General features: G+C 71.8%; 16 protein-coding genes and 1 pseudogene. 7 read left to right on the top strand and 10 right to left on the bottom strand.

Translation table 11 applies throughout. The features are described 5' to 3' along the window. Positions 1 to 52 precede the first annotated feature (52 nt). Positions 53 to 718, bottom strand: a pseudogene (locus ACIREI_RS15315) (rhomboid-like protein); the annotation flags it as partial. Between the two features lie 236 nt (positions 719 to 954). On the opposite strand from ACIREI_RS15315, the gene ACIREI_RS15310 reads away from it, so the two are divergent. The 4 genes from ACIREI_RS15310 to ACIREI_RS15295 all read left to right on the top strand — a co-directional run bounded on the left by ACIREI_RS15310 (position 955) and on the right by ACIREI_RS15295 (position 7,681). Next, the gene (locus ACIREI_RS15310) at positions 955 to 1,632 is read left to right on the top strand and encodes a spermidine synthase (protein WP_403332558.1); all 678 of its coding nucleotides are present in this window, start codon (positions 955 to 957) and stop codon (positions 1,630 to 1,632) included. Positions 1,633 to 1,764: 132 nt separating this feature from the next. Then, positions 1,765 to 2,502: a response regulator transcription factor gene (locus tag ACIREI_RS15305; protein ID WP_030956984.1), complete on the top strand. Its 738-nt coding sequence runs from the start codon at positions 1,765 to 1,767 to the stop codon at positions 2,500 to 2,502. Continuing rightward, positions 2,499 to 3,605: an ATP-binding protein gene (locus tag ACIREI_RS15300; protein ID WP_403332555.1), complete on the top strand. Its 1,107-nt coding sequence runs from the start codon at positions 2,499 to 2,501 to the stop codon at positions 3,603 to 3,605. Before ACIREI_RS15305 ends, ACIREI_RS15300 begins: the two co-directional genes overlap by 4 nt. A 281-nt stretch (positions 3,606 to 3,886) precedes the next feature. Beyond that, positions 3,887 to 7,681: a multifunctional oxoglutarate decarboxylase/oxoglutarate dehydrogenase thiamine pyrophosphate-binding subunit/dihydrolipoyllysine-residue succinyltransferase subunit gene (locus tag ACIREI_RS15295; RefSeq protein WP_403332552.1), complete on the top strand. Its 3,795-nt coding sequence runs from the start codon at positions 3,887 to 3,889 to the stop codon at positions 7,679 to 7,681. Positions 7,682 to 7,774: 93 nt separating this feature from the next. On the opposite strand, the gene ACIREI_RS15290 is transcribed toward ACIREI_RS15295, so the two are convergent. The 4 genes from ACIREI_RS15290 to ACIREI_RS15275 are packed head-to-tail and all read right to left on the bottom strand — an operon-like array spanning position 7,775 to position 15,580. Then, entirely contained in the window at positions 7,775 to 12,163 is a 4,389-nt protein-coding gene (locus tag ACIREI_RS15290) for an SAV_2336 N-terminal domain-related protein (RefSeq protein WP_403332549.1), read from the bottom strand. Next, positions 12,163 to 13,194: an AAA family ATPase gene (locus tag ACIREI_RS15285; RefSeq protein ID WP_403332546.1), complete on the bottom strand. Its 1,032-nt coding sequence runs from the start codon at positions 13,192 to 13,194 to the stop codon at positions 12,163 to 12,165. Before ACIREI_RS15285 ends, ACIREI_RS15290 begins: the two co-directional genes overlap by 1 nt. A gap of 29 nt (positions 13,195 to 13,223) precedes the next feature. Then, positions 13,224 to 15,170: a trypsin-like peptidase domain-containing protein gene (locus ACIREI_RS15280; protein ID WP_403332543.1), complete on the bottom strand. Its 1,947-nt coding sequence runs from the start codon at positions 15,168 to 15,170 to the stop codon at positions 13,224 to 13,226. Between the two features lie 2 nt (positions 15,171 to 15,172). Next, positions 15,173 to 15,580 (bottom strand): CU044_2847 family protein, encoded by a 408-nt coding sequence (locus tag ACIREI_RS15275; RefSeq protein WP_403332540.1) that lies wholly within the window; start codon positions 15,578 to 15,580, stop codon positions 15,173 to 15,175. Between the two features lie 188 nt (positions 15,581 to 15,768). On the opposite strand from ACIREI_RS15275, the gene ACIREI_RS15270 reads away from it, so the two are divergent. Further along, a complete protein-coding gene (locus ACIREI_RS15270) occupies positions 15,769 to 15,951 on the top strand; it encodes a DUF6104 family protein (protein ID WP_003997970.1) in 183 nt (60 codons plus the stop codon). Between the two features lie 226 nt (positions 15,952 to 16,177). Here ACIREI_RS15270 and ACIREI_RS15265 read toward each other — a convergent pair whose 3' ends face one another. Continuing rightward, positions 16,178 to 17,023, bottom strand: a complete 846-nt coding sequence (locus tag ACIREI_RS15265) for a hypothetical protein (RefSeq protein ID WP_403332537.1) — start codon at positions 17,021 to 17,023, stop codon at positions 16,178 to 16,180. Positions 17,024 to 17,192: 169 nt separating this feature from the next. On the opposite strand from ACIREI_RS15265, the gene ACIREI_RS15260 reads away from it, so the two are divergent. Both ACIREI_RS15260 and ACIREI_RS15255 read left to right on the top strand, forming a co-directional pair. Further along, positions 17,193 to 18,194, top strand: coding sequence for a DUF4097 family beta strand repeat-containing protein (locus ACIREI_RS15260; protein WP_403332534.1), 1,002 nt, complete (start codon positions 17,193 to 17,195; stop codon positions 18,192 to 18,194). A 1-nt stretch (position 18,195) separates the two neighbouring features. Further along, positions 18,196 to 19,245: a helix-turn-helix transcriptional regulator gene (locus ACIREI_RS15255; RefSeq protein ID WP_403332531.1), complete on the top strand. Its 1,050-nt coding sequence runs from the start codon at positions 18,196 to 18,198 to the stop codon at positions 19,243 to 19,245. A 285-nt stretch (positions 19,246 to 19,530) separates the two neighbouring features. On the opposite strand, the gene ACIREI_RS15250 is transcribed toward ACIREI_RS15255, so the two are convergent. From ACIREI_RS15250 to ACIREI_RS15235, 4 genes are all read right to left on the bottom strand, one after another. Beyond that, the gene (locus ACIREI_RS15250) at positions 19,531 to 20,094 is read right to left on the bottom strand and encodes a Clp protease N-terminal domain-containing protein (RefSeq protein WP_403332528.1); all 564 of its coding nucleotides are present in this window, start codon (positions 20,092 to 20,094) and stop codon (positions 19,531 to 19,533) included. Next, a complete protein-coding gene (locus tag ACIREI_RS15245; protein ID WP_003997975.1) occupies positions 20,094 to 20,303 on the bottom strand; it encodes a helix-turn-helix domain-containing protein in 210 nt (69 codons plus the stop codon). Before ACIREI_RS15245 ends, ACIREI_RS15250 begins: the two co-directional genes overlap by 1 nt. A gap of 108 nt (positions 20,304 to 20,411) precedes the next feature. Beyond that, positions 20,412 to 21,374, bottom strand: coding sequence for a zinc-binding dehydrogenase (locus tag ACIREI_RS15240; RefSeq protein WP_403332524.1), 963 nt, complete (start codon positions 21,372 to 21,374; stop codon positions 20,412 to 20,414). 381 nt (positions 21,375 to 21,755) lie between these two features. Further along, positions 21,756 to 22,979, bottom strand: coding sequence for an NADP-dependent malic enzyme (locus ACIREI_RS15235; protein ID WP_403332522.1), 1,224 nt, complete (start codon positions 22,977 to 22,979; stop codon positions 21,756 to 21,758). Positions 22,980 to 23,190 lie beyond the last annotated feature (211 nt).

Below are 23,190 nucleotides of genomic sequence, written 5' to 3'. Positions count from 1 at the left end.
CCGGCCACAGCGCGATCCCGATGACCAGGGAGATCAGATGCCCCCAATTGGTCAGCGGATCCGTGAGATCCAGCAGGTCCTGGACCAGCATCCCGCCGAACAGCGCCAGCACCGGCCACCGCAGCCACGGCCGCAGCAGCCCGGCCAGCGCGCCGACGCTCGTGGCGACACCGAAGCTGATGCCGTAGTCGAGGCGGTGCAGCGAGCCGGCGGGAAGGTGGCCGGCCAGCACCGCGATCCCGACCGGGACCTCGGTCGCGAGGGTGGCCAGGACGTGCCCGAGCAGGAAGACGACGGCCGTGCGTACACCGCCGATGCGCCGCTCCAGCGCGGTGAGCACGAGCAGGAAGCCGAGCGTGTACGGCGTCAGGATCCCGCCCGCGATCCACAGCGCGCTGGCGATCAGCACCAGCACGGGCGTGTGCACGAGGTGCGCCACATCGGTGCTGGAGCCCTGGTGCAGGGCGTGGACGAGGGCGGGGTCGGCGTAGGTGGCGATCAGCGAGGTGACGGCCAGGACGGCGGCGTAGGCGCAGGTGAAGGGCGTTGCGGTGGGGGTGGGGAGCAGATGCCGGGGGCGGAGGGCCGGGGTGCGGGGTGCGGTGGCCGCGGCAGTCGCGCCGGCCTCGGTGACGCCGGCCGCCTCGGTCGCCTCCGTGATCTGCGGCGCCGGGGACGGCGCGGGAGCGGCGCTCAGTGGTCCGCGCTGGCGCGGCATCCCGTCCAGCAGCCCGGCCACCTCGGGCAGCCCCGCGTCGCCGGAAGGGCCGGTCACGGTTCGTTCCACGGTGAGGCGCTCCTTCCGTTTGCCCCACCCTCGGCCCGCCACCCACCCGTGTCTGTGACCGGCACCACACGCCAGCGGATTCTCAGCAACCTCTCAAGAAGGTCCCGGGGTCACCCACTGGTGGTATTTCCCTCGGCCGTCCCGGCCCGGCCTGCCAGGATGGCCGGATGCCCACTTCGTACGACACCCCTGAAGTCCTGGACCGTCGCGAAGGCCCGTACGGCGAGATCGTGTTGCGGCGGCACGGCGAACTGCTCCAGATCATCGCCAACGGCTGTTTTCTGATGGACACCTCCGACGGGCGCTCGGAGCGGCTGCTCGTCGACGCGGCGCTCGGCGCGCTGGGCGGCCGGCCGGAGCCGCACGTGCTGATCGGCGGGCTCGGCGTCGGGTTCTCGCTCGCACACGCCGCCGCGGATCCGCGCCCGAATCGGATCACCGTCGTCGAGCGCGAGCCGGCGATTATCGGCTGGCATCTCGACGGGCCGTTGTCCCACTTCTCCGCCCGTGCCCTCGCCGACCCGCGCACCCGGATTCTGGAAACGGATCTGGTGGCGCACGTACATGAGACTTACGACACGTATGACGCCCTGTGTCTCGACATCGACAACGGGCCCGGCTGGACCGTCACCGAGGGCAACGACAGCCTGTACTCCCCGGCCGGACTGGCGGCCTGCGCAGGGGCGTTGAGACCGGGTGGAGTGCTGGCCGTTTGGTCCGCCCGGCCATCTCCGGAATTCGAAGAAACCTTGTGTAATGCCGGATTCCAACAGGTGCGTACCGAAGAGATCCCCGTTGCCCGGGGCGTTCCGGACGTCGTACACCTCGCCGTACGACCTGGATAGCCGTGGCACGGTGACTCCCCGTACTCTGCTCACCTGACGCGGATCATTCAAGCGTCAATCGCAAGCATGCGCAGGCATAGCCAGTTAGCGGGATCACCCCACGGATTCCGGAAAGCAACTTTGGGGCGGGCGATGGAGCAGACACACACCTCCCACAACGGCACGGCGGCGACTCCCGGCGCTCAGCGCCGGGTCCTCGTGGTCGAGGACGATCCGACCATCGTGGACGCCATCGCGGCCCGTCTGCGCGCCGAGGGTTTCCTCGTGCAGACCGCGGGCGACGGTCCGGCGGCCGTCGACACGGCCGAGGCGTGGCAGCCCGACCTGCTGATCCTCGACATCATGCTGCCGGGCTTCGACGGCCTGGAGGTCTGCCGCCGGGTGCAGGCCCAGCGGCCGGTGCCGGTGATGATGCTGACCGCGCGCGACGACGAGACCGACATGCTGGTCGGGCTCGGCGTCGGCGCCGACGACTACATGACCAAGCCGTTCTCGATGCGGGAGCTGGCGGCACGCGTGCACGTGCTGCTGCGCCGCGTCGAGCGGGCCGCGCTGGCAGCCACGACGCCGCGCTCGGGCATCCTGCGCCTCGGCGAGCTGGAGATCGACCACGCGCAGCGGCGGGTGCGGGTGCGCAGTGAGGATGTTCACCTCACCCCGACCGAGTTCGACCTCCTGGTGTGCCTGGCGAACACCCCGCGCGCGGTGCTCTCCCGTGAGCAGCTGCTCGCCGAGGTCTGGGACTGGGCGGACGCCTCCGGCACCCGCACGGTCGACAGCCACATCAAGGCCCTGCGCCGGAAGATCGGCGCCGAGCGGATCCGTACGGTGCACGGCGTGGGCTACGCCCTGGAGACCCCGACGCCATGAGCGACGGGCCGTCCGCGCGGAGAGGCCCCGGGGAGCCCTGGGGCGGCGTACGTCCGTTCTCGATCAAGACCAAGCTGGGCGCGCTGGTCATCATCGCGGTGCTGATCACCACCGGCCTGTCGATGATCGCCGTACGCACCCAGACGGAGCTGCGCTTCATCACGGTCTTCTCGATGATCGCCACGCTGCTCATTACGCAGTTCGTGGCGCATTCGCTCACCGCGCCGCTGGACGAGATGAACGCGGTGGCCCGGTCCATCTCGCACGGCGACTACACGCGCCGGGTGCGGGAGAACCGCCGGGACGAGCTGGGCGACCTGGCCGAGACGATCAACCGCATGGCGGACGAGCTGGCGGCCCAGGACCAGCAGCGCAAGGAGCTGGTGGCGAACGTCTCGCACGAGCTGCGCACCCCGATCGCGGGCCTGCGGGCCGTCCTGGAGAACGTGGTCGACGGCATCGCCGAGGCCGACCCCGAGACGATGCGTACGGCGCTGAAGCAGACCGAGCGGCTGGGCCGGCTCGTGGAGACGCTGCTGGACCTGTCCCGGCTGGACAACGGCGTCGTACCGCTGCGCATGCGGCGCTTCGAGGTCTGGCCGTACCTGTCGGGCGTGCTGAAGGAGGCCAACATGGTCGCCTCCGCCCGCGGGGGCATGGCCTCGGGCTCCGGCAGCCACACCCGCACGGACGTCCATCTGCACCTCGACGTCTCCCCGCCGGAGCTGACCGCGCACGCCGACCCCGAGCGCATCCACCAGGTGGTCGCCAACCTCATCGACAACGCGATCAAGCACAGCCCGCCGCACGGCCGCGTGACGGTCAAGGCGCGCCGCGGGGCCTACCCGGAGTCGCTGGAGCTGGAGGTCCTGGACGAGGGCCCGGGCATTCCGCGCTCGGACTGGCACCGGGTCTTCGAGCGGTTCAACCGGGGCGCCGTGCGCCGCCCGCACGGGCCGGGCAGCGACGGCGGTACGGGGCTGGGGCTGGCGATCGCACGCTGGGCCGTCGATCTGCACGGCGGCCGGATCGGAGTGGCCGAATCCGAGCGGGGCTGCCGGATTCTTGTCACACTGCCGGGGCAGCCATCTGTGCCAAGTTGACGTAAAGTTCGAAGCGGAGCGACAAGATCCACGTGCGTCCTGACTGACGGACACGTGTGATCAGGCAGAGCCCCGCGCCTGTGGCGTGCCGGGCCGCGGTCGCCCCTTCCCAGCTGAAGCGGAACCACGCTTGTTTCCCGCCATTTCCAGGCACGAAACACGCTTTCCGATGTGACTTACGCGACGATGACCTTGCTCAGCCTGACCTTCCCGGCCATAGGGGCGTAGCCTTTATTCCCGCTGTCCATCACCTTGTGAAGCGGAAGAGGGCGGTTGCCGCCGTGTCGCCACAGTCCCCCAGTAACTCGAGCATCTCGACCGACACCGACCAAGCGGGCAAGAACCCCGCGGCCGCGTTCGGTGCGAACGAGTGGCTCGTCGACGAGATCTATCAGCAGTACCTCCAGGACCCCAATTCGGTAGACCGAGCCTGGTGGGACTTCTTCGCCGACTACAAGCCGGGGGCGCCCGCCGCCTCGGCTCCGGCGGGTACTGCGGCCGCGGGGGCCGCAGAGACCACCACGGCTCCAGCGGCTCCCGCCGCCCCGGCTCCGGCCGCTCCCGCCGCTCCGTCGGTCCCCGCGCCGGCTCCCGCGGCCCCGAAGCCCGCGGCCGCCGCCCCGGCCCCGGCCGCGGCGAAGCCCGCCGCGCCCGCGCCGGCCGCGAAGCCCGCTCAGCCGAAGAAGGCCGAGCCCGCCGCAGCCGCTGAGGGCCCCGAGTTCGTGACGCTGCGCGGCCCGTCCGCCGCGGTCGCGAAGAACATGAACGCCTCGCTGGAGGTGCCCACGGCCACGTCCGTGCGCGCGGTCCCGGTGAAGCTGCTCTTCGACAACCGCATCGTCATCAACAACCACCTGAAGCGTGCCCGGGGCGGGAAGATCTCCTTCACCCACCTCATCGGCTACGCGATGGTGCAGGCCATCAAGGCCATGCCGTCGATGAACTACTCCTTCGCGGAGAAGGACGGCAAGCCGACCCTGGTCAAGCCGGAGCACGTCAACTTCGGCCTCGCCATCGACCTGGTCAAGCCCAACGGCGACCGCCAGCTCGTGGTCGCGGGCATCAAGAAGGCCGAGACCCTGAACTTCTTCGAGTTCTGGCAGGCCTACGAGGACATCGTCCGCCGCGCCCGCGACGGCAAGCTGGGCATGGACGACTTCACCGGCGTGACGGTCTCCCTGACCAACCCCGGCGGCCTCGGCACCGTCCACTCGGTGCCGCGCCTGATGCCCGGCCAGTCGGTGATCATGGGCGTCGGCTCCATGGACTACCCGGCGGAGTTCCAGGGCACCTCCCAGGACACCCTGAACAAGCTCGGCATCTCGAAGGTCATGACGCTCACGTCGACCTACGACCACCGGGTCATCCAGGGCGCCGCCTCCGGCGAGTTCCTGCGGATCGTCGCGAACCTCCTCCTCGGCGAGAACAACTTCTACGACGAGATCTTCGAGGCCCTGCGCATCCCCTACGAGCCGGTCCGCTGGCTCAAGGACATCGACGCGTCGCACGACGACGACGTCACGAAGGCCGCGCGCGTCTTCGAGCTGATCCACTCCTACCGGGTCCGCGGCCACGTCATGGCCGACACCGACCCGCTGGAGTACCGCCAGCGCAAGCACCCCGACCTGGACATCACCGAGCACGGCCTCACCCTGTGGGACCTGGAGCGCGAGTTCGCCGTCGGCGGCTTCTCCGGCAAGTCCCTGATGAAGCTGCGCGACATCCTCGGCGTCCTGCGCGACTCGTACTGCCGCACCACCGGCATCGAGTTCATGCACATCCAGGACCCCAAGCAGCGCAAGTGGATCCAGGACCGCATCGAGCGCCCGCACACCAAGCCGGAGCGCGAGGAGCAGCTGCGCATCCTGCGCCGGCTGAACGCGGCGGAGGCCTTCGAGACCTTCCTGCAGACGAAGTACGTCGGCCAGAAGCGCTTCTCCCTGGAGGGCGGCGAGTCCGTCATCCCGCTGCTGGACGCGGTGCTGGACTCGGCCGCCGAGTCCCGCCTCGACGAGGTCGTCATCGGCATGGCCCACCGCGGCCGCCTGAACGTGCTCGCCAACATCGTCGGCAAGTCGTACGCGCAGATCTTCCGCGAGTTCGAGGGCAACCTCGACCCGAAGTCGATGCACGGCTCCGGCGACGTGAAGTACCACCTGGGCGCCGAGGGCACCTTCACGGGCCTGGACGGCGAGCAGATCAAGGTGTCGCTCACCGCCAACCCCTCGCACCTGGAGGCGGTCGACCCGGTCCTGGAGGGCGTCGCCCGCGCCAAGCAGGACATCATCAACAAGGGCGGCACGGACTTCACCGTCCTGCCGGTGGCGCTGCACGGCGACGCGGCCTTCGCGGGCCAGGGCGTGGTGGCCGAGACCCTGAACATGTCGCAGCTGCGGGGCTACCGCACCGGCGGCACGGTCCACGTGGTCATCAACAACCAGGTCGGCTTCACGGCCGCCCCGGAGTCCTCGCGTTCCTCCATGTACGCCACCGACGTGGCCCGCATGATCGAGGCCCCGATCTTCCACGTGAACGGCGACGACCCCGAGGCGGTCGTCCGCGTCGCCCGCCTGGCCTTCGAGTTCCGCCAGGCGTTCAACAAGGACGTGGTGATCGACCTCATCTGCTACCGCCGCCGCGGTCACAACGAGTCGGACAACCCGGCCTTCACCCAGCCGCTGATGTACGACCTGATCGACAAGAAGCGCTCGGTGCGCAAGCTCTACACCGAGTCCCTCATCGGTCGCGGCGACATCACCCTGGAAGAGGCCGAGCAGGCGCTGCAGGACTACCAGGGCCAGCTGGAGAAGGTCTTCACGGAGGTCCGCGAGGCCACCTCGCAGCCGGCCGCCGCGGAGCCCTCGGACCCGCAGGCCGAGTTCCCGGTCGCCGTGAACACCGCGGTGACCTCGGAGGTCGTCAAGCGGATCGCCGAGTCCCAGGTCAACATCCCCGACCACATCACCGTCCACCCGCGTCTGCTGCCGCAGCTGCAGCGCCGGGCGTCGATGGTCGAGGACGGCACCATCGACTGGGGCATGGGCGAGACCCTCGCGGTCGGCTCCCTGCTGCTGGAGGGCGTCCCGGTCCGCCTGGCCGGCCAGGACTCGCAGCGCGGTACGTTCGGCCAGCGTCACGCGGTCATCATCGACCGTGAGACGGGCGAGGAGTACACGCCGCTGCAGTACCTCTCCGAGGACCAGGCGCGGCTGAACGTCTACAACTCCCTGCTGTCCGAGTACGCCGCGATGGGCTTCGAGTACGGCTACTCGCTGGCCCGCCCCGACGCGCTCGTGATGTGGGAGGCCCAGTTCGGCGACTTCGTCAACGGCGCCCAGACGGTCGTGGACGAGTTCATCTCGTCGGCCGAGCAGAAGTGGGCCCAGACCTCCGGCGTCGTCCTGCTCCTGCCGCACGGCTACGAGGGCCAGGGCCCGGACCACTCGTCCGCCCGCCCGGAGCGGTTCCTGCAGCTCTGCGCGCAGAACAACATGACGGTCGCGATGCCGACCTCGCCGTCGAACTACTTCCACCTCCTGCGGTGGCAGGTGCACAACCCGCACCACAAGCCGCTGGTCGTCTTCACCCCGAAGTCGATGCTGCGCCTGAAGGCCGCCGCGTCGAAGGCGGACGAGTTCGTCAACGGGCAGTTCCAGCCGGTCATCGGCGACTCCTCGGTCGACCCGGCCGCCGTCAAGAAGGTCGTCTTCTGCGCTGGCAAGGTCTACTACGACCTCGAGGCCGAGCGGAAGAAGCGCGGCGTCACGGACACGGCGATCATCCGCATCGAGCGCCTGTACCCGCTGCCGGGTGCCGAGCTCCAGGCCGAGATCGCCAAGTACCCGAACGCCGAGAAGTACCTGTGGGCCCAGGAGGAGCCGGCGAACCAGGGTGCGTGGCCGTTCATCGCGCTCAACCTGATCGACCACCTGGACCTGGCGGTCGGCGCCGACGTCCCGCACGGCGAGCGCCTGCGCCGCATCTCGCGTCCGCACGGCTCGTCCCCGGCCGTCGGTTCCGCCAAGCGGCACCAGGCCGAGCAGGAGCAGCTGGTGCGTGAGGTGTTCGAGGCCTGAGCCTCTGACACCGGGTGACCGAACGGAATCGGCCCCGACGCCTCGTCCGAGGTGTCGGGGCCGATTCCTTGTCCCAGCCGGTCCCAGCCGTCCTCAGAAGAGCGAGTGCCCGAGTGGCGGGTCGTAGAGGACCGCGAGGTCCCGGGCCCAGGCGTGGGCGGGATCGTCCTGGCCGGCGCGGAGCCGACGGACTCGTTCGAGGAGATCCGCCACCGTACTGGCGGTGGACACCAACTCGGCGGCCCGGGCGTGGAACTCCGCGCAGTCGCGGTGGTCGTCGCTGCGCCGCCACAGCACCAGTCCGTACCCGTCACCCAGCGCCGCCTCCAGCGCAGCGGTTCCCCTGCCGGTGCTCAGCGATCCGCAGTGGACCGGCACGGTCGCCAGGGGCGCGAACAGCAGCTCGGCGTGCGGGTCCCGGCCGGACTCGTGCACGAGGGACAGGGGCCGCAGCGGGCCGTTGCTGACGCCGGCCCAGCGGAATCGCCGTGATGCCTCGTCGTCCTGGTGGAACAGGCTTTCCCGCTCCAGCGCCACACTGACCCGGCAGCGCTGCCCCAACCGCTCGTGTGCGGTCTCCCATTCCTCGAACGGCTCGTCGAGCAGGGGGCCGGGCGGCACGACGAAGACGACGTGTGCCCGCTCACCGTGCGCCTCGCTGAACCTGATGGCCGCCTCGAACTCACTGTGGCGGTACGCCGACAGGGGCGAGGGCCATCCGCCGGTGCTCTCCTGAACGGTCCGCAGGTTCTCCCCCGCCCGACGGCACAGCCGCCAGCCGTGGCCGCCGCGGACCTGGACCAGCTCGACGAAGATGTCCGAACGGGCAAGTGACCGACCCTCGTTCAGGACATCGAGCACCCGTCGCCGTGCCTCCCCGTCGAGACGCCTGAAGGCCACATCCTCCGTCCATCCCCGCAGTTCGACCAGCGCCCGGTGATCCTCCCCGTGACCTACCCCGAGGCGATGGGCCCAGATGTGCGCGGCGCACAGGGCGATGACCTCCAGACCTTGGCCGTACGCGACCAACCGCCGCAACCCGTCCCCCCAGTCGCGCGGCGCCTCGACCACCTCCACACCGGCCAGTTCCAGCGGGGCTCGCGCCTCCTCGTGGCCGGTCGGTGGCGTGAGGGCCGCCACGATGCCGTACAGGCGGGTGCGCAGCACCGGAGTGACGGCCGCGGGACTGCCCCCCGTTTCCCGCGCGAGGCTCTCCTGGACCGCGGGCCAACTCCCGGCATGGTCCAGTCGGCCGAGGTGATACCGGTCGTGTGCGCGCATGATGTCGTGCCACAGGCGCGCACCCGGCTCGGATGCCTCGAACTGGGCACGCAACACCCCCATGGACGCGAAGACCATGCTCCGCGGAGGGCTGGGCAGGCGCAGCCACGCCAGGCCGACGACCGTCCCGAGGTTCCGGTCGATGACGGGACCGCCGACGGCGGACGGCGGCAGGTCGATGCCGGGCACCCGGAACCCGGAACCGAACCCCTCGGCCACTTGTCCCGTGCCGGTCCAGCGCGCGAGCCGCCTCGGCAGGGCGCGCAACCCCTGCACCAGTACCTCGCTCGGCTGCGGCCCCGGCTCAGCGAGCCACACGCATTCGTGCTCGACTCCCTCGGGGAGCCGCACGAGCGCCGGCCGGGGCTCGACGAGCCCGGCCGTGTCATGAACCAACTGGCCAGGGAGCCTGCGTCCGTCGTCCAGGGTGACCACGACCGTGTCCGCTTCGCCGAGTACGTCCGTCGCGGTCAGCACCCATCCCGGCGCCACCAGCACACCGCAGCCGGTGTGCGTCTCGGCCGCGCCGTCGGTGCTGAGGCCCACCACACAGCGGTGGGTCAGTGCGTCCAACTGGTGCACGGCACTCATGTCATCGGTCGACACCGGCGCCCGGCCCACCGCCCGTGCCAGGGCCGCCGGATGGTCGGCACAGGCCTGGGCCTGGGCCTCGGCCTCCCCCCGGGACACGCGCAGCATCCGCATGAGGTAGACGACGGAGTCCTGCCGGGTCAGGGCGCCGACGGGAACGACACGGCAGCGAGGCGAGTCGGGCACCGCTCCTGCCGTGACCAGCACCTGGGTGTGCGCGGTGAGTTCGGTCAGTGCGTCGAGGTCCTGGCCGTCCCAGTCGTCGACGACCCATAGGAGGCTGTCCGGCTGAGAGCTCCGCCGCATGGGTCCGGGGCGGTTGCCCGACGCCGTCCACCGCACCTCGTCGTAGTCGACCCCGAACCGATGCACGTACTCGGCCGCCATCGCGGTCTTGCCGACGCCCGGTTCACCGCTCAGGACGAGGACGGATCCGGCCCGCCGGGCCTGCCGCAAGCGCTCGGGCAGGGCATGGAGCTGGTCGCCACGTCCGGTGAAGTACGGGTCACGCGGGGGCACATGCGCCTCGTCGGCCCTCATCGCTCGGGGGAATCGCGTCTCCCACGTCCGCCGACGGGTGACCGAGACCCCGATGTCGAGGGCGAGCGCGTCGAGCAACAGTTCCTCGGCCTCCACCTCACCGACCGCGTCCAAGGCCCGATGGAAGCCGGGCGGCCAGCTCTCCTCCGTCAGCCGCATTTCCAGGGCGACCAGGGCGAAGAGGCCGGGCCTTCCCTCTCCGACCAGGTACAGCGCGTCCCACCACTCGTCAGGTCGACGGACACCGGGCTGGAGCAGCGCCTCGCTCAGCATCACCAGCACCCGGCCGGCGGGCGGACGCGTCACATCGAGGTCGCGCACGGTCGCCAGGGCGTCGACCAAGTCCCGGTACGGCCCCGGATCCCACCGCGTCTCGACGACCTCTATGCCGTAGGACTTCAGCACCCGCGCGGCCCAGGCCGCCCACGGCCGGTCATAGCCCGCGTAGAGGATGCTGCAGCGCATGGACGTCACAGGTTCCTCCAGAGGCGCCGTCCTGCGTTGTCTCTCCTCCGGCGCCACCACCTCGCCCCCGTACCGCCGCACCACCATCCGCGACACCTCGGCGAACGCCCCCGGTACGCCCGCCTCGGCCCCCCTCGGCAGCTCGCCGCCGGTGAGCAGGGCGTGGGCCAGGGCGGGGAAGTTGCGGGCCCGGCGGCCAAAGTTGCGGTCGATGTAGTCGCCGCAGTGCTTCAGTACGAGCAGGGCGTCGCCGAGGGGCAGCAGGTTCAGGAGCTGTTCGCGCACCCCGGGCAGGAACTCGTACCAGTCGTCCCGCCCACCCCTGCGCAGCAGCCCGCTCAGCAGCACCTCCGCGAGCACGGCCGGGCCGGTCCCGGGCAGCATGGCACGCTGGACGAGCTGCATCACCGGGATGGTGAGCGGTACGGCGGACAGGAGCACGGCGAGCTCGACGGCGTGGTGGGAAGCGGTCCCGCGGAAGACGGTCAGCGGCTCCTCAGCCGGCTCACGTCGCCCCGCCGTTTCACGCTCCGGAGCGGTGTGGTCCGCGCGGACCCAGGCCGCGGCGGCCGACACGGTCACCCCCGTGCTGCCGGACAGCAGCCTCGCCCAGGTGCCGAACGCCGCGCCGGTCAGGCCGAGCACCGGCACAGGCAGCGCGCCGGCCGGCGCGTGGGCGGGGGTGAAGTCCATGCGCGCGCCCAGGCCTTCACGGCGGCGCAGGGTTCCGGGAAGCGCGGGCAGGTGGGTGCGCTGCCACATCCGCTGGGGCAACGGCTGGACGACGGCGACCGGCGCCGCCTGCGCCCAGTCGTGGAGGAGTCTCTGCATGCGGCCGTCACGCCAGAGTGGTCCGGCGCAGTCGCTGAGGACGAGGGTCAGCTGATGGCCGGTCGGGTCGCGCAGTTGCTCGGCAGGGCGCGGCGCACGGTCGCGGCGGCGCGAGGGGGCGACGAGGAGGGAGCCGTCGGGGCCTTCGTGGACGTAGTGGACGAGCACCTCGCGGAAGGCGCCGGTGCCCGCGCAGATCTGGCTGAGCTCACTGAGGGCCTTGTCCCAGACGGGCGTCGACGTGGAGGCGTCCATCAGCAGTCGCAACCGGGCCTGGCGGCGGACGACGGGCATGAGGACTGGCAGCAGCAGGCCGGTCTCCGCAGCGCGTTCCGCGGTGGCCTGTTCGTCCAGCCGGTGGGCGACGGCGCGGACCGGTGGGTGGTAGCGCTGGAGCGGCCGAAGGGCGCGCTGGAGCCGGAGGGAGCGGGGCAGGGCGGTGGCCGCGGGGACGCGCACGCGGACGAAGGAGTCGTCGAGCACAGGCGTCGTGGCGCGTGGGCCGGAGGGTGTGGGGTCCGGATACAGGCGGGCCCGGTCGGACTCGGAACCGGCGGCACCCTGCTGTTCCGGAGTCGGTCGCCGGGCAGACGGGGGTTCGGCGTCCGCAGGGGCCGGGCGGGCCCGCGGGGGTGGCTCGGGCGGGGCCGTCGGCTCGACGGGGGTCACATGGCGGGCCAGCCACAAGGCCTCCGCGAGCTCGCGGGCGGAGGGCTCGGCGCCCAGTGCGCGCAGCCGTTCGGCCAGCCTGCCGATCGCGCCCCCGGCACTCATCAGCGCGCTCCGTGGTCGCCGTGGTCGAGCGGGCGCATCAGCAGCTCCGCCAGCCGCTGCCGGTCGGGATGGGCGGCGCGCAGTGACTGCTGGGTCAGGTAGACGGCGTTGAGGAGTTGGTCGGCGGCGCGCAGGGAGCCGGGGCTGCTCTGCAGGAAGTGCTGGATCAGCGTCTCGTACTCCGCTGCGTCGCCGTCGCCGAAGTGAGCGCCGACCATGGCGGCCAGGCGGTCGGCGCCCGCGCGGTCGTTCGTCGGCGAGGGCAGATCGAGGTGGACGCAGCGACGCAACAGCGGGGCGGGGAAGTCCCGTTCGCGATTGCTCGTCATCACGACCACCGGGAAGGCGCGGCAGCGTACCTTGCCGTCGGTCACCGCGGCTCGGCCGCCGTCGTCGGTGAGCACCTCGGCGGTCGGTTCCACGCGGGCGATCCGCTGCAGCTCGGGGATGGTGAACTCGCCTTCCTCCAGCGCGTTCAGCAGATCGTTCGGCAGGTCGATGTCGCTCTTGTCGAGCTCGTCCACGAGCAGCACGCGCGGCCGCTCGTACGGAAGCAGGGCAGTGCCCAGGGGCCCGAGGCGCACATACTCCCCGATGTCCGTGCCGGCCCGCTCGCCGAGTTCCCTGGCCATCTGGATGTCCTGGAGCCGGGCGATGGCGTCGTAGCTGTACAGACCGTCGCGCAGAGTGGTCCGGCTGACGATGGGCCAGTGGAGCACGCGGCCGAGGCCGAGTTCATGGGCGAGGGCGTGCGCGAGGGTGGACTTGCCGGAGCCGGGGTCGCCGGTGACGAGCAACGGCCTGCGCAGGTGCAACGCCGCGTTGACCAGATCCAGTTCCTCGGCGCGCCAGGCCGGGGCGCGGGTGCCGTGGCTGCCCAGGCGGCGGGTGGACTCGGTACCCAGGGGCGGTGCGTCGGTCAGCGACGGGCCGCCGTCGAAGTCACGCCAGGGCGGTGGGGCGGGCAGCCGGGTGATGCCCGCGTGGGGCTCGCCCGAGCCTGTGAAGACGTACCAGTCGGGGGTTGTCACGGGGCCCTCCTCGGGCTGTTCGCGTCGGTTCAGGGCGAGTTCAGGGGCTCGTCGCAGCGTGGGACGGGGCGCTGCGGATCGTCGTAGAGGAGGGCCAGCGGCTCGGCCCACTCCGCTTCCTCGTCGCACTCGCCTATGCGTTCGCGCAGTCGGCGCAACGCTTCGGGGAGCGCCACGGCGCGGCCGGTGCGGCGCAGCAGCTTGGCGGTGTGTTCGTGCAGGTCCACACATTGCTGTCCGCAGCCGTACGTGTGCTGGACGCCGCGGGCCCACAGGGCGAGTCCGTAGCCCGCGTCGATCGCCTCCTCGAGAGCCTCGATGCTTTCGGCCGCGGTCCGGCACAGCACGGGCACGGTGGGGCCGGGGGCCGACTCCAGTGTGGTGCGCGCGTATGTGGGCGGGTTCAGCGGAAGGGCCTCCAGGCCGCCTTCGTCGAGGGCCCGCCAGCGCTCCCGCCAGGCCTGCGCGGACAGGCCGCGGCTGTGGCCGAGGTATCGGAGCACGACCTGCCGGTGCACGCCGAAGGGACGCTCGGCGGGGTGCAGGCGGTAGCTGCGGACGGCTGCCTGGGGCCGCCAGAAGTCCACGTCCACGTCGAAGTGCTCGACCGGCAGGGCGACTTCGAGCCGGGCTCGCCGGTGGGGGGAGTCGAGCAACTGGAACGCCTTGCCCAGGGGCGCTCTCAGCTCGTTCTGCAGCGCGGTCAGCGGTACGCCCTCCATGCCGTCGGACTCGGCCAGCGAACTGGTCTTCCCGGATCCGCCGGGCCAGGTCCACACCCGCCAGTGGAACCGGTCGGCGGGGTGGAAGGCGTCGGGCTCCAGGACGACGGTCACCACCGGGTTCCGCCCGTCGTCGCCCTGGGTCTGCGGCGGGGGTGCCGCCACGCTTGCCGGCGTCCGGCCGCCCGACAGCTTGTCCTTGAGCAGCCCCCGCTCTCCGTCCGGCAGCGTCTCCACCCGTTCCCGCAACCAGTCCTCCAGGGCGGCGACGGGTACCGGGCAGTCCTGGGCGCATCCCTGGGCGACGAGGGTCAGATAGTGCAGGAAGGCGATGTCGGCCCGCTCGCTGCGGTCGTACAGCCAGCCGTGGCCGTCGCGCCAGTCGCGGGGCGGCGGCGCCCCCCGCCAGTGCGGCTCGACGTCGAGGACGACCTTGATGAGCCGCTGGAGGGTGCCCGTCCCCTCGGGCAAAGGCAGATCTGCCAACAGAGCGCAGGCGATGGCGCCGTCCGACGGGCGCCACACGCGCGCGTGCGGCGCGGCCAGCCGCTCCTGCGCGGCGACCCAGCAGGTGCGGCGGGTCAGGTGGTCCCGATGGCGGTCGTGGTGCCACTGGTCGTGGGCGCGGATGAGGGCGTGGTACGGGTCGGGGCCCAGTTCGCCCCCGCCGTCCAGGGCGATCGCCTCACCGAAGCCGCGCAGGGCTGTGGCCGCGACGGCGAGGCCGCCGTCCCGGCCCCTGCGGCGGGCCTTGACGACCCCGGCGACCACCCCGTGCAGCCGGTCCAGGACGGGGCCGCCGGAGGCACCGTGCGGTATCTCGCTCTCCGGCCCCAGGGTGACGCCGTAGTCGCCGTCGGTGCCGCTCACGAGGCAGCGGCCGCTCCACGTCTCGGGGCCGCCCGACCGTGCGCGCCAGCCGAACGCGGTGACCTCGTGCGGCCGGTCGTAGCGGTCGGTGAGCCGCACGCATGCGTGCGGCACGTCGTCCAGCAGCCGGAGCAGGACGAGGTCCTGCTCGGGGTCGACGCGGGAGCCCAGCCAGTAGGCGGGCCGGGCGCGGGCCGCTCCGTGCTCGCCCGAGACCCGTAACGGCCCCTTCCGCTCGCCGTCCTCACCGAGACGCAGCACGTGCGCACAGCTGAGCACCCAACCGGGCGCGACGAAGAAGCCGCTGCCCCACAGCACGTCGGGATCACCGGCCGGCCCCAGGCGTACGGTGGCGCCGCGCGTCAGGTCTTCCAGTTCGGACACGGTCAGGCTCCGCCGGCGCCGGTCCCTTCTCCGCTCTCTGGGCCGTCCCCGGGCCGCTGTGTGCCGCGTCCGTTCAAGTGCCAGGTCAGCGTGACCGAGATCGCCGCCTTCGCCTCGCCGTCCGCCAGGAGGGCCACGGCCTTGCCGGGCTTGGCGGCGAGTTCGACGCCGAACGTGGCGCTGATCTCGTCCGGCCCGGCGGCCCGGCCCGCCATGAGGACGGCGCTGCCGACGCCCGTGACGAGTTCGTTCAACTGCTCCACCCGGGCGGAGAGCTGATCGAGAGCGCCGACGTCGTCGTAGGCGAAATCGTCCTCTTTCCCGGGAATGTCGTCGGCCCTGAGGATTCCGACCCTGGCGAGCACCGTCTGCCCTCCGGGCAGCTCGATCTCCTGGATCCTCCGCTCCATGGCTCCCCCGCACTCCGGGGCAACTCCCCTGTGCCCCTGACCGGTTGGCGCTTTCTTCGCGCCTGCGGACATTGTGCCCGCCACGCGCGCGTGGCGTGCGGAAACGCGGTGGTACGACCTGGGTCCCGGGCCACATAACCTGGAGAGGTATGACCCGCGGCCCCAGGCCCAGCCCCAGGAGAGCATCCGTGTACTTCACCGACCGAGGCATCGAAGAACTGGAGAAGCGGCGCGGCGAGGAGGAGATCACCTTCGAGTGGCTGGCCGAGCAGCTGCGCACGTTCGTCGACCTGAACCCGGACTTCGAGGTACCGGTGGAGCGGCTGGCGACATGGCTGGCCCGGCTGGACGACGAGGACGACGACGTGTAGTAGTTCGGCCGACCCTCTCGGCACTGAGAGGGCCGTTCCACGGGCGTCCTTGGCGGACGCCTCCTGCCTGGGCGCCCTGACGCGGGGCGCCCTTCGCGTTGTCCGGCCGCCCGAGCGGCTGTCGGTCGTGTCGTACGGCAGGCTGCGCGGCCGTCGGCCATGCGGCGGGTCAGCGCGCGTACGGCTGTCGCGGGCCGGAGCAGCGGCCGCCCCCACCGCAGCCCCCTCAGTCCAGCGGCCACACCGCGTTGTACACCAGCCCCAGCGCGCCGTGGGCCAGCAGCACCGCGCCCGCCACGGTCCAGCCGGGGCTGCGCCGCCGCAGCCCCCAGGCCGTGACAGGCAGCCCGGCCGCGACCTGGGCCAGCGCGAGCCGGTGGGACTGGGGGCCGCCGGCCCAGGGCAGCAGGGGGCCGAGGCGGCTGCCTTCGACGGCGTCGAGTTCCGCGCGGAGGGTGTCGCGCCAGCCCGCCGCCCCCTCGATGCGGACGTGCGGGTGGTCGCGGGCGGCCTCGTGGAGGCGGTCGGCGCTGTCGCCGGGGGCGAGGCCTGCGGGCAGGGACACGCCCGCGCGCGTGAGGACGGCGAGCAGGCCACGCATGCGTGCCCGCGCGTCGGCCGCCGGGTCGGGTGCCGTGAGGGCGTCGAGGGCCTGCACGTCCAGCACCGGATCGAGGCCGAGGCGGCCGGCGAAGGTGTGCATGGCCTCGCCCTCGCCGGCCGGGGTGCCGTTGGCGAGCCAGACGTAGCCGACGGGGCGGCGGAAACCGGAGGCGAGGGTGTATCCGGCGCGGTCGGCGTCCCACCAGAGGGCGAGAGCGGGCCAGGGCGCGCCGACGGCGAGGGCGGTGGCCCAGCCGGTCAGGACGCGGTCGACCGGCTCGCCGCCCTCCAGCCAGGGCCTGCCCTCGGGGACGAGCACGCTCCACTGCGCGCCGGCCGGCACGAGCAGCATGTGCTCACGCAGCAGCTGGGCGGCGGGGCCGACGGACTCGGGCTCCGCGCGGCAGAGCAGCAGGGCGCCCGGGGCGGGGCGGGCTCGGCGGGCGGCCCGGGACTCTTCCGTCGGCATGACAACACGCTAGGCCAGTTTGTCCACCTCGCGTGATTTGTGGTCACCAGAACGAGTGCCTTGACTTACGACGCCCACGATATATCGTGTTTTACGGAAGACGCGATATGGCGTGTCGTGTTCCGGTCGGCCCGTGCGGCCGCGTCCGGTCGCCCAGGAGGTCCGCAGCATGTCCGAGTGGTCCGTCGCAGAGCCCGGGAAGCTCACCTTCGACGAGCCGGTGAGCGAGCTCCACGTGCGCATCGTCAATGGAACGGTGAACGTGGTGGGGACGGACGAAGGTTCCGCCCGCCTGGAGGTCTCCGAGATCGAGGGCCCGCCCCTGGTGGTGACCCAGCAGGGCGGCACACTGACGGTGGCGTACGAGGACCTGCCCTGGAAGGGCTTCCTCAAGTGGCTCGACCGCAAGGGCTGGCGCCGCAGCGCGGTGGTCTCCCTGGCGGTCCCGGCCGACACGCGCGTCGAGGTGGGCGTGGTCGGCGCCGGTGCAGTGGTCTCCGGGATCCACGGCCCGTCGGTCGTCAAGGGCGTCACCGGTGACACGACGCTCGTCGCCCTGTCCGGCCCGGTCCGCGCCGACACGGTCTCCGGGAACCTGGAGGCCCAGGCCGTCACCGGCGACCTCCGCTTCAACTCCGTCTCCGGTGACCTCACGGTCGTCGAGGGCTCCGGCTCCGCGGTGAAGGCCGACTCCGTCAGCGGCTCGATGATCGTCGACCTCGACCCGGACGGCCCGACCGACGTCCGGCTGACCAGCGTCTCCGGCGAGATCGCCATTCGCCTGCCGGCCCCGGCGGACGCGGACGTCGAGGCCAACACCGCGAGCGGCCGGATCGCCAACGCCTTCGAGGGTCTGCGGGTCCACGGCCAGTGGGGCGCCCACAAGATCACCGGCCGCCTGGGCGACGGCACCGGCAAGCTCCGGGCGACGACGGTCTCCGGCTCGATCGCCCTGCTGCGCCGCCCGCCCAAGGAGGACGAACCGTGGGAGGCGGAGGCCTGGGAGGAGCCCGAGCCCGCCACGCCCACCTCACCGACGCCACCCACGGACTCGACCACCGACCCGGTGGACAGCGCACAGGACGAGTCGGGGGACAATTCCGTCTCCGGCCAGGGCGACGGCCCCACCGCCGCCCCGGCCGACGGCACGACCGACAAGAAGGTGCTCTGACATGCCTCCCGTCTTCGCCCATGGCCGCCTCCGCCTCTACCTGCTGAAGCTGCTGGACGAAGCCCCGCGCCACGGCTACGAGGTGATCCGCCTCCTCGAGGAGCGCTTCCAGGGGCTGTACGCACCGTCGGCCGGCACCGTCTACCCCCGCCTGGCCAAGCTGGAGGCCGAGGGCCTGGTCACCCACACCACCGAGGGCGGCCGCAAGGTGTACGCCATCACGGACGCCGGCCGCGCCGAACTGGCCGATCGCAGTGGCGAGTTGGCCGACCTGGAGCTGGAGATCAGGGAGTCGGTCGCCGAACTCGCCGCCGAGATCCAGGCCGATGTGCGCGGCGCGGCGGGTGATCTGCGGCGCGAGATGCGGGCGGCGGCGTCGGAGGCCCGCCAGGGGAACGGCGCCAGGGCGGAAGCGCCCTTCGGCGACTTCTCGGACTACACCGACAAGGAGGCGTGGCGTGCCGCCAAGGAGGAGATGCGCCGTGCCAAGCAGGAGTGGAAGGAGCAGGCCCGGCGCGCCAAGGACGAGAGCCGCCGCGCCCGTGACGAGGCGCAGCGCGCCCGACGCCAGGCCAAGGAGGCACAGGACCGCGCCCGGGCCCAGGCCCAGGAAGAGGTCCAGCGCATCGCCCGCCGGGTCCAGGAGCACGTACAGGATCATTTCGCGCGGGGTGACTGGCCGACGGGCGTGCGCGAGGGCCTGACGGAACTGGCCAAGGAGTTCGGCGACTTCGGCAAGGACTACGGGAAGGAGTTCGGCCGGGACTTCGGCTTCGGCCGCCCGGGCGCCCCCAAGTCGGCGCAGCAGCACCCCGACTACTCCGACACCCCGCAGGACTTCCCCGCCGACTACGAACCCACCTGGGCCCATGAGCCCCCCACCGGCGACCCGACCCGCGACCTGGACCGCCTGCTGGACCGCTTCCGCGACGACATCCGCGACGCGGCGAGGGACCACGGCGTGACGGCGGACCAGCTCCGCGACGCCCGCCGCCACTTGTCGACGGCGGCGGCTCATATCGGAGCGCTACTGCGTACGCCTAAGCACTGAGCCCACCCTCCGGGGCAGTGCGACCACCGACTCGGCGCACTGCCCGGCCACCCGGACGCAACAGGCGACGCGCCCGGCCGGCACCCGGGTTCTGGGCCGGCACCGCCGGCCGCGCGGGCCGGCGCCCCCTGCCGTCGGGTCGCCGAGGGCAGCCGGGAGCCGACCCACCCGACCGGACCTGCGACGCGTCCAGCCCGAGAGGCGGTACTCCGGGGCCGTGGGGCCGCCACGAGGACGGCGCCCCCAGCCCCGAGGGCGGGGCACCCACCGTGCGCGCGCCACTCCTCAGCCGGCCTTGGCCTCTCCCTCGCCGTACAGCACCCTCGTCACGGACTCGTACGTCACCCCGTGATCGGCGAGGACCTCGGCGGGCACGCCTGGGCGACTGGTCAGAGCCAGCAGGATGTGCTCATCACCGATGTGCCGGTCCCGACGGGCGACGGCCACACGCAGCGCCCGCTCCAGCACGTCCTTGGCACCCCGGCTGAACGACCGCCGCCCCGACCACCAGCCCTTGTCCTTCACATCCCCGGCCAACGCCCCCACTCCGTGCGCTTCCTCCACCCGGGCGACGATCTCCCCCACATCGATCCCCAGCCCGGCCAGCGCGTCGGCCTCGGCCTGCGACAACCCGCCACGCCGCCGGGCCTCACCCAAGGCCTGCCGTACGGACTCCAGCCACTGGCCGCCCCCGAGCGCGGCGAGCGCGAACGAGGCCCGGCTCCCCTCCCGATCGAGCACCGCGAGCAGCAGGTGCTCGGCATCGACGGTCTGCGCCCCACCTGTCTCGGCCTGCTCGACCGCGCCCGTCACCACCGCGCGGGCGTCCTTCGTGAACCGCTCGAACATCAACGCCTCCCGTACTTCTTGTGCACGGCCTGCCTGCTGACCCCGAGTTCCGCGGCGATCTCCTGCCACGACCACCCCTGATTGCGCGCACTGCGCACCTGCACCGCCTCCAGCTGCTCCAGCAGCCGGCGCAGCGCGGCAACGGCCCGCAGCCCGACCCGCGGATCGCGATCACCCGCCCGCTCGGCGAGATCTGTTGCTTCGGTCATGATGTCAACGTAAGTTGACATACCGGCCCCTGTCAACCCCAGTTGACAAACGAACGGCGGGCCCGAGGCAAAGCCCCGAACCCGCCGCAAGCGCCGTGGCGAGAACCGTCAGTTGGTGAGCACGATCTTCCCGAACAGCTCCCCGGACTCCATCCGCTCGAAGCCCTCACGGGCGCGGTCCATGGGAAGCATCTCGTCGATGACGGGGCGCACACCGGTGGCGGCACAGAAGGAGAGCAGATCCTCGAGCTCGTCCTTGGTTCCCATGGTGGACCCGACGACCTTCAACTCCAGGAAGAAGATCCGCGTGAGCTCGGCGTGCGAGGGCCGGTCACCACTGGTGGCACCGGAAATGACCAGCGTGCCGCCCGGCTTCAGCGACTTCACGGAGTGCGACCAGGTGGCGGCACCCACCGTCTCGATCACCGCGTCCACCCGCTGCGGCAGCCGAGCCCCCGAATCCACGGCCTCCACGGCCCCCAACTCCAGGGCACGCTTGCGCTTGGCCTCGTCCCGGCTGGTGGCGAAGACCCGCAGCCCCGCGGCCTTCCCGAGCGCGATGGCAGCGGTGGCGACCCCGCCCCCGGCCCCCTGTACGAGCACGGAGTCCCCGGGGCGCACCCCCGCGTTGGTGAACAGCATCCGATAGGCCGTCAGCCAGGCGGTCGGCAGACAGGCGGCCTCCGCGAAGGAGAGCTCCTTGGGCTTGGGCAGGATGTTCCAGGTCGGCACGGCGACCTGCTCCGCGAACGTGCCCTGGTACCGCTCGGTGAGGATGGAACGGGGCTCCTTGGGCCCCACCCCGTGCCCGCTCTGTCCGATCACGGAGTGCAGGACGACCTCGTTGCCGTCCGCGTCGACACCGGCGGCGTCACAGCCGAGGATCATCGGCAACTTGTCCTCCGCGAGGCCCACGCCCCGCAGTGACCAGAGGTCGTGATGGTTGAGGGAGGCGGCCTTGACGTCGACGGTGCTCCAGCCGGGGCGGGCCTCGGGGGCCGGACGCTCCCCCAACTCCAGCCCCGCGAGCGGCTCGTCGCGGTCGATTCGGGCGGCGTAGACAGCGAACATGACCTTGACGATAGGTGCCCACGCCGACCGACGGAACCGCAGCGCCCTGTGAGACACGCCCGCTTGACGCGGCGCTCGGCGTGGACCGTCGGCTTGCGGCTTGCCCGGCGAGAGGGCTGAGCCAGGGGTGGGTCGCGCAGCCCGGCGCTTACGGGGTGCCGCTGCGCCCACCCGTGCCGCCCCAGCGGCACGACTGCCCGCAAGGGGCGGGCATAACAGCTCGAAGCCCCGCAGGAGCTACGCGCACCCCCACCCCACCCGCACGGGCCGCCACGGGCATCGCACCCGGCACCCCGCCGACGGCACACCCAAACAGCCCAACCCACCCAAAGAAGTGGCCCCGCCCAACCACCGGACGGGGCCACTCAACCGACACTCACGTCAGCGCCGGGCGACACCCTCCGCCCGCGCCGCGGCGGCGACCGCCGCCGTGACCGCCGGAGCGACCCGCTCGTCGAAGGGCGACGGGATGACGTAGTCCGCGGCGAGGTCGTCCCCCACCACCCCCGCCAACGCCTCCGCCGCCGCGATCTTCATCCCCTCGGTGATCCGAGAGGCACGCACCTGCAGCGCGCCGGCGAAGATGCCCGGGAACGCGAGGACGTTGTTGATCTGGTTCGGGAAGTCGGACCGCCCGGTCGCCACGACCGCCGCGTACTTGTGCGCGACCTCGGGGTGCACCTCGGGGTTCGGGTTGGCCATGGCGAAGACGAAGGCGCCCTCGGCCATGGAGGCCACCGCCGCCTCCGCGACCGTACCGCCGGAGACGCCGATGAAGACGTCCGCACCCTCCAGGGCCGCCTCCAGCGACCCGGTGATGCCGGCCTTGTTGGTGAAGCCGGCGAGTTCCCGCTTGACCGGCGTCAGATCGTCCCGGTCGGCCGAGACGACGCCCTTGCGGTCCGCGACGGCCACGTCGCCGATGCCGGCCTCGACCAGCATCTTGGCGATGGCGACACCGGCCGCGCCCGCGCCGGAGATGACGGCCCGCAGGTCCCCGATGGACCGCCCGCTCAGCCGCGCGGCGTTCCGCAGGGCCGCCAGCGTCACGACCGCCGTACCGTGCTGGTCGTCGTGGAAGACCGGGATGTCGACCCGCTCCTGGAGCTTTCGCTCGATCTCGAAGCACCGCGGTGCCGAGATGTCCTCCAGATTGACACCGCCGAACGACGGCGCGAGGCGCACCACCGTCTCGACGATCTCGTCCACGTCCGTGCAGTCGAGCGCGATCGGGACCGCGTCCACGCCGCCGAACTGCTTGAACAGAATCGCCTTGCCTTCCATCACCGGAAGGGAGGCCTCCGGGCCGATGTCCCCGAGCCCGAGCACGGCCGTGCCGTCGGTGACCACGGCCACGACGGACGACTTCCACGTGTAGTCGTGGACGAGCTCCGGCTGCTCGGCGATCGCGGTGCACACGCGCGCGACGCCGGGTGTGTATGCGAGGGACAGGTCGTCCTTGTCACGGACCGGCACGGTGGCCTGCACAGCCATCTTGCCGCCGCGGTGCAGCGCGAACGCCGGATCGAAGGAATCGAGGGGCTCGGCCCCGCCGTCCTGATCCGTATTGCTGTCGCTGCGAGGATTGACGATCTCCGCTGCCACTTTGTCTTACCCCTTAGATCTTCATTGGTTGAGGGTGGCCACTCCTGGTGAGGGGTGGGCGGGACCGCGCATGCCCCGATCTGTTGATGCGTACGGGTCATACGCGACGGGCGCGCCGCACACGCGCCCTGAGCCCCGGATGAGGGGTGTAAAGAACCTTCTTACCGGACGGACGGCGTCGACGACGAGCCCAATACGTGCAAGGTCACAT

This window comes from Streptomyces sp. NPDC093591, from assembly GCF_044764885.1.
Lineage (GTDB): Bacteria > Actinomycetota > Actinomycetes > Streptomycetales > Streptomycetaceae > Streptomyces.
This window is presented reverse-complemented; position numbering and strand designations above follow the sequence as displayed.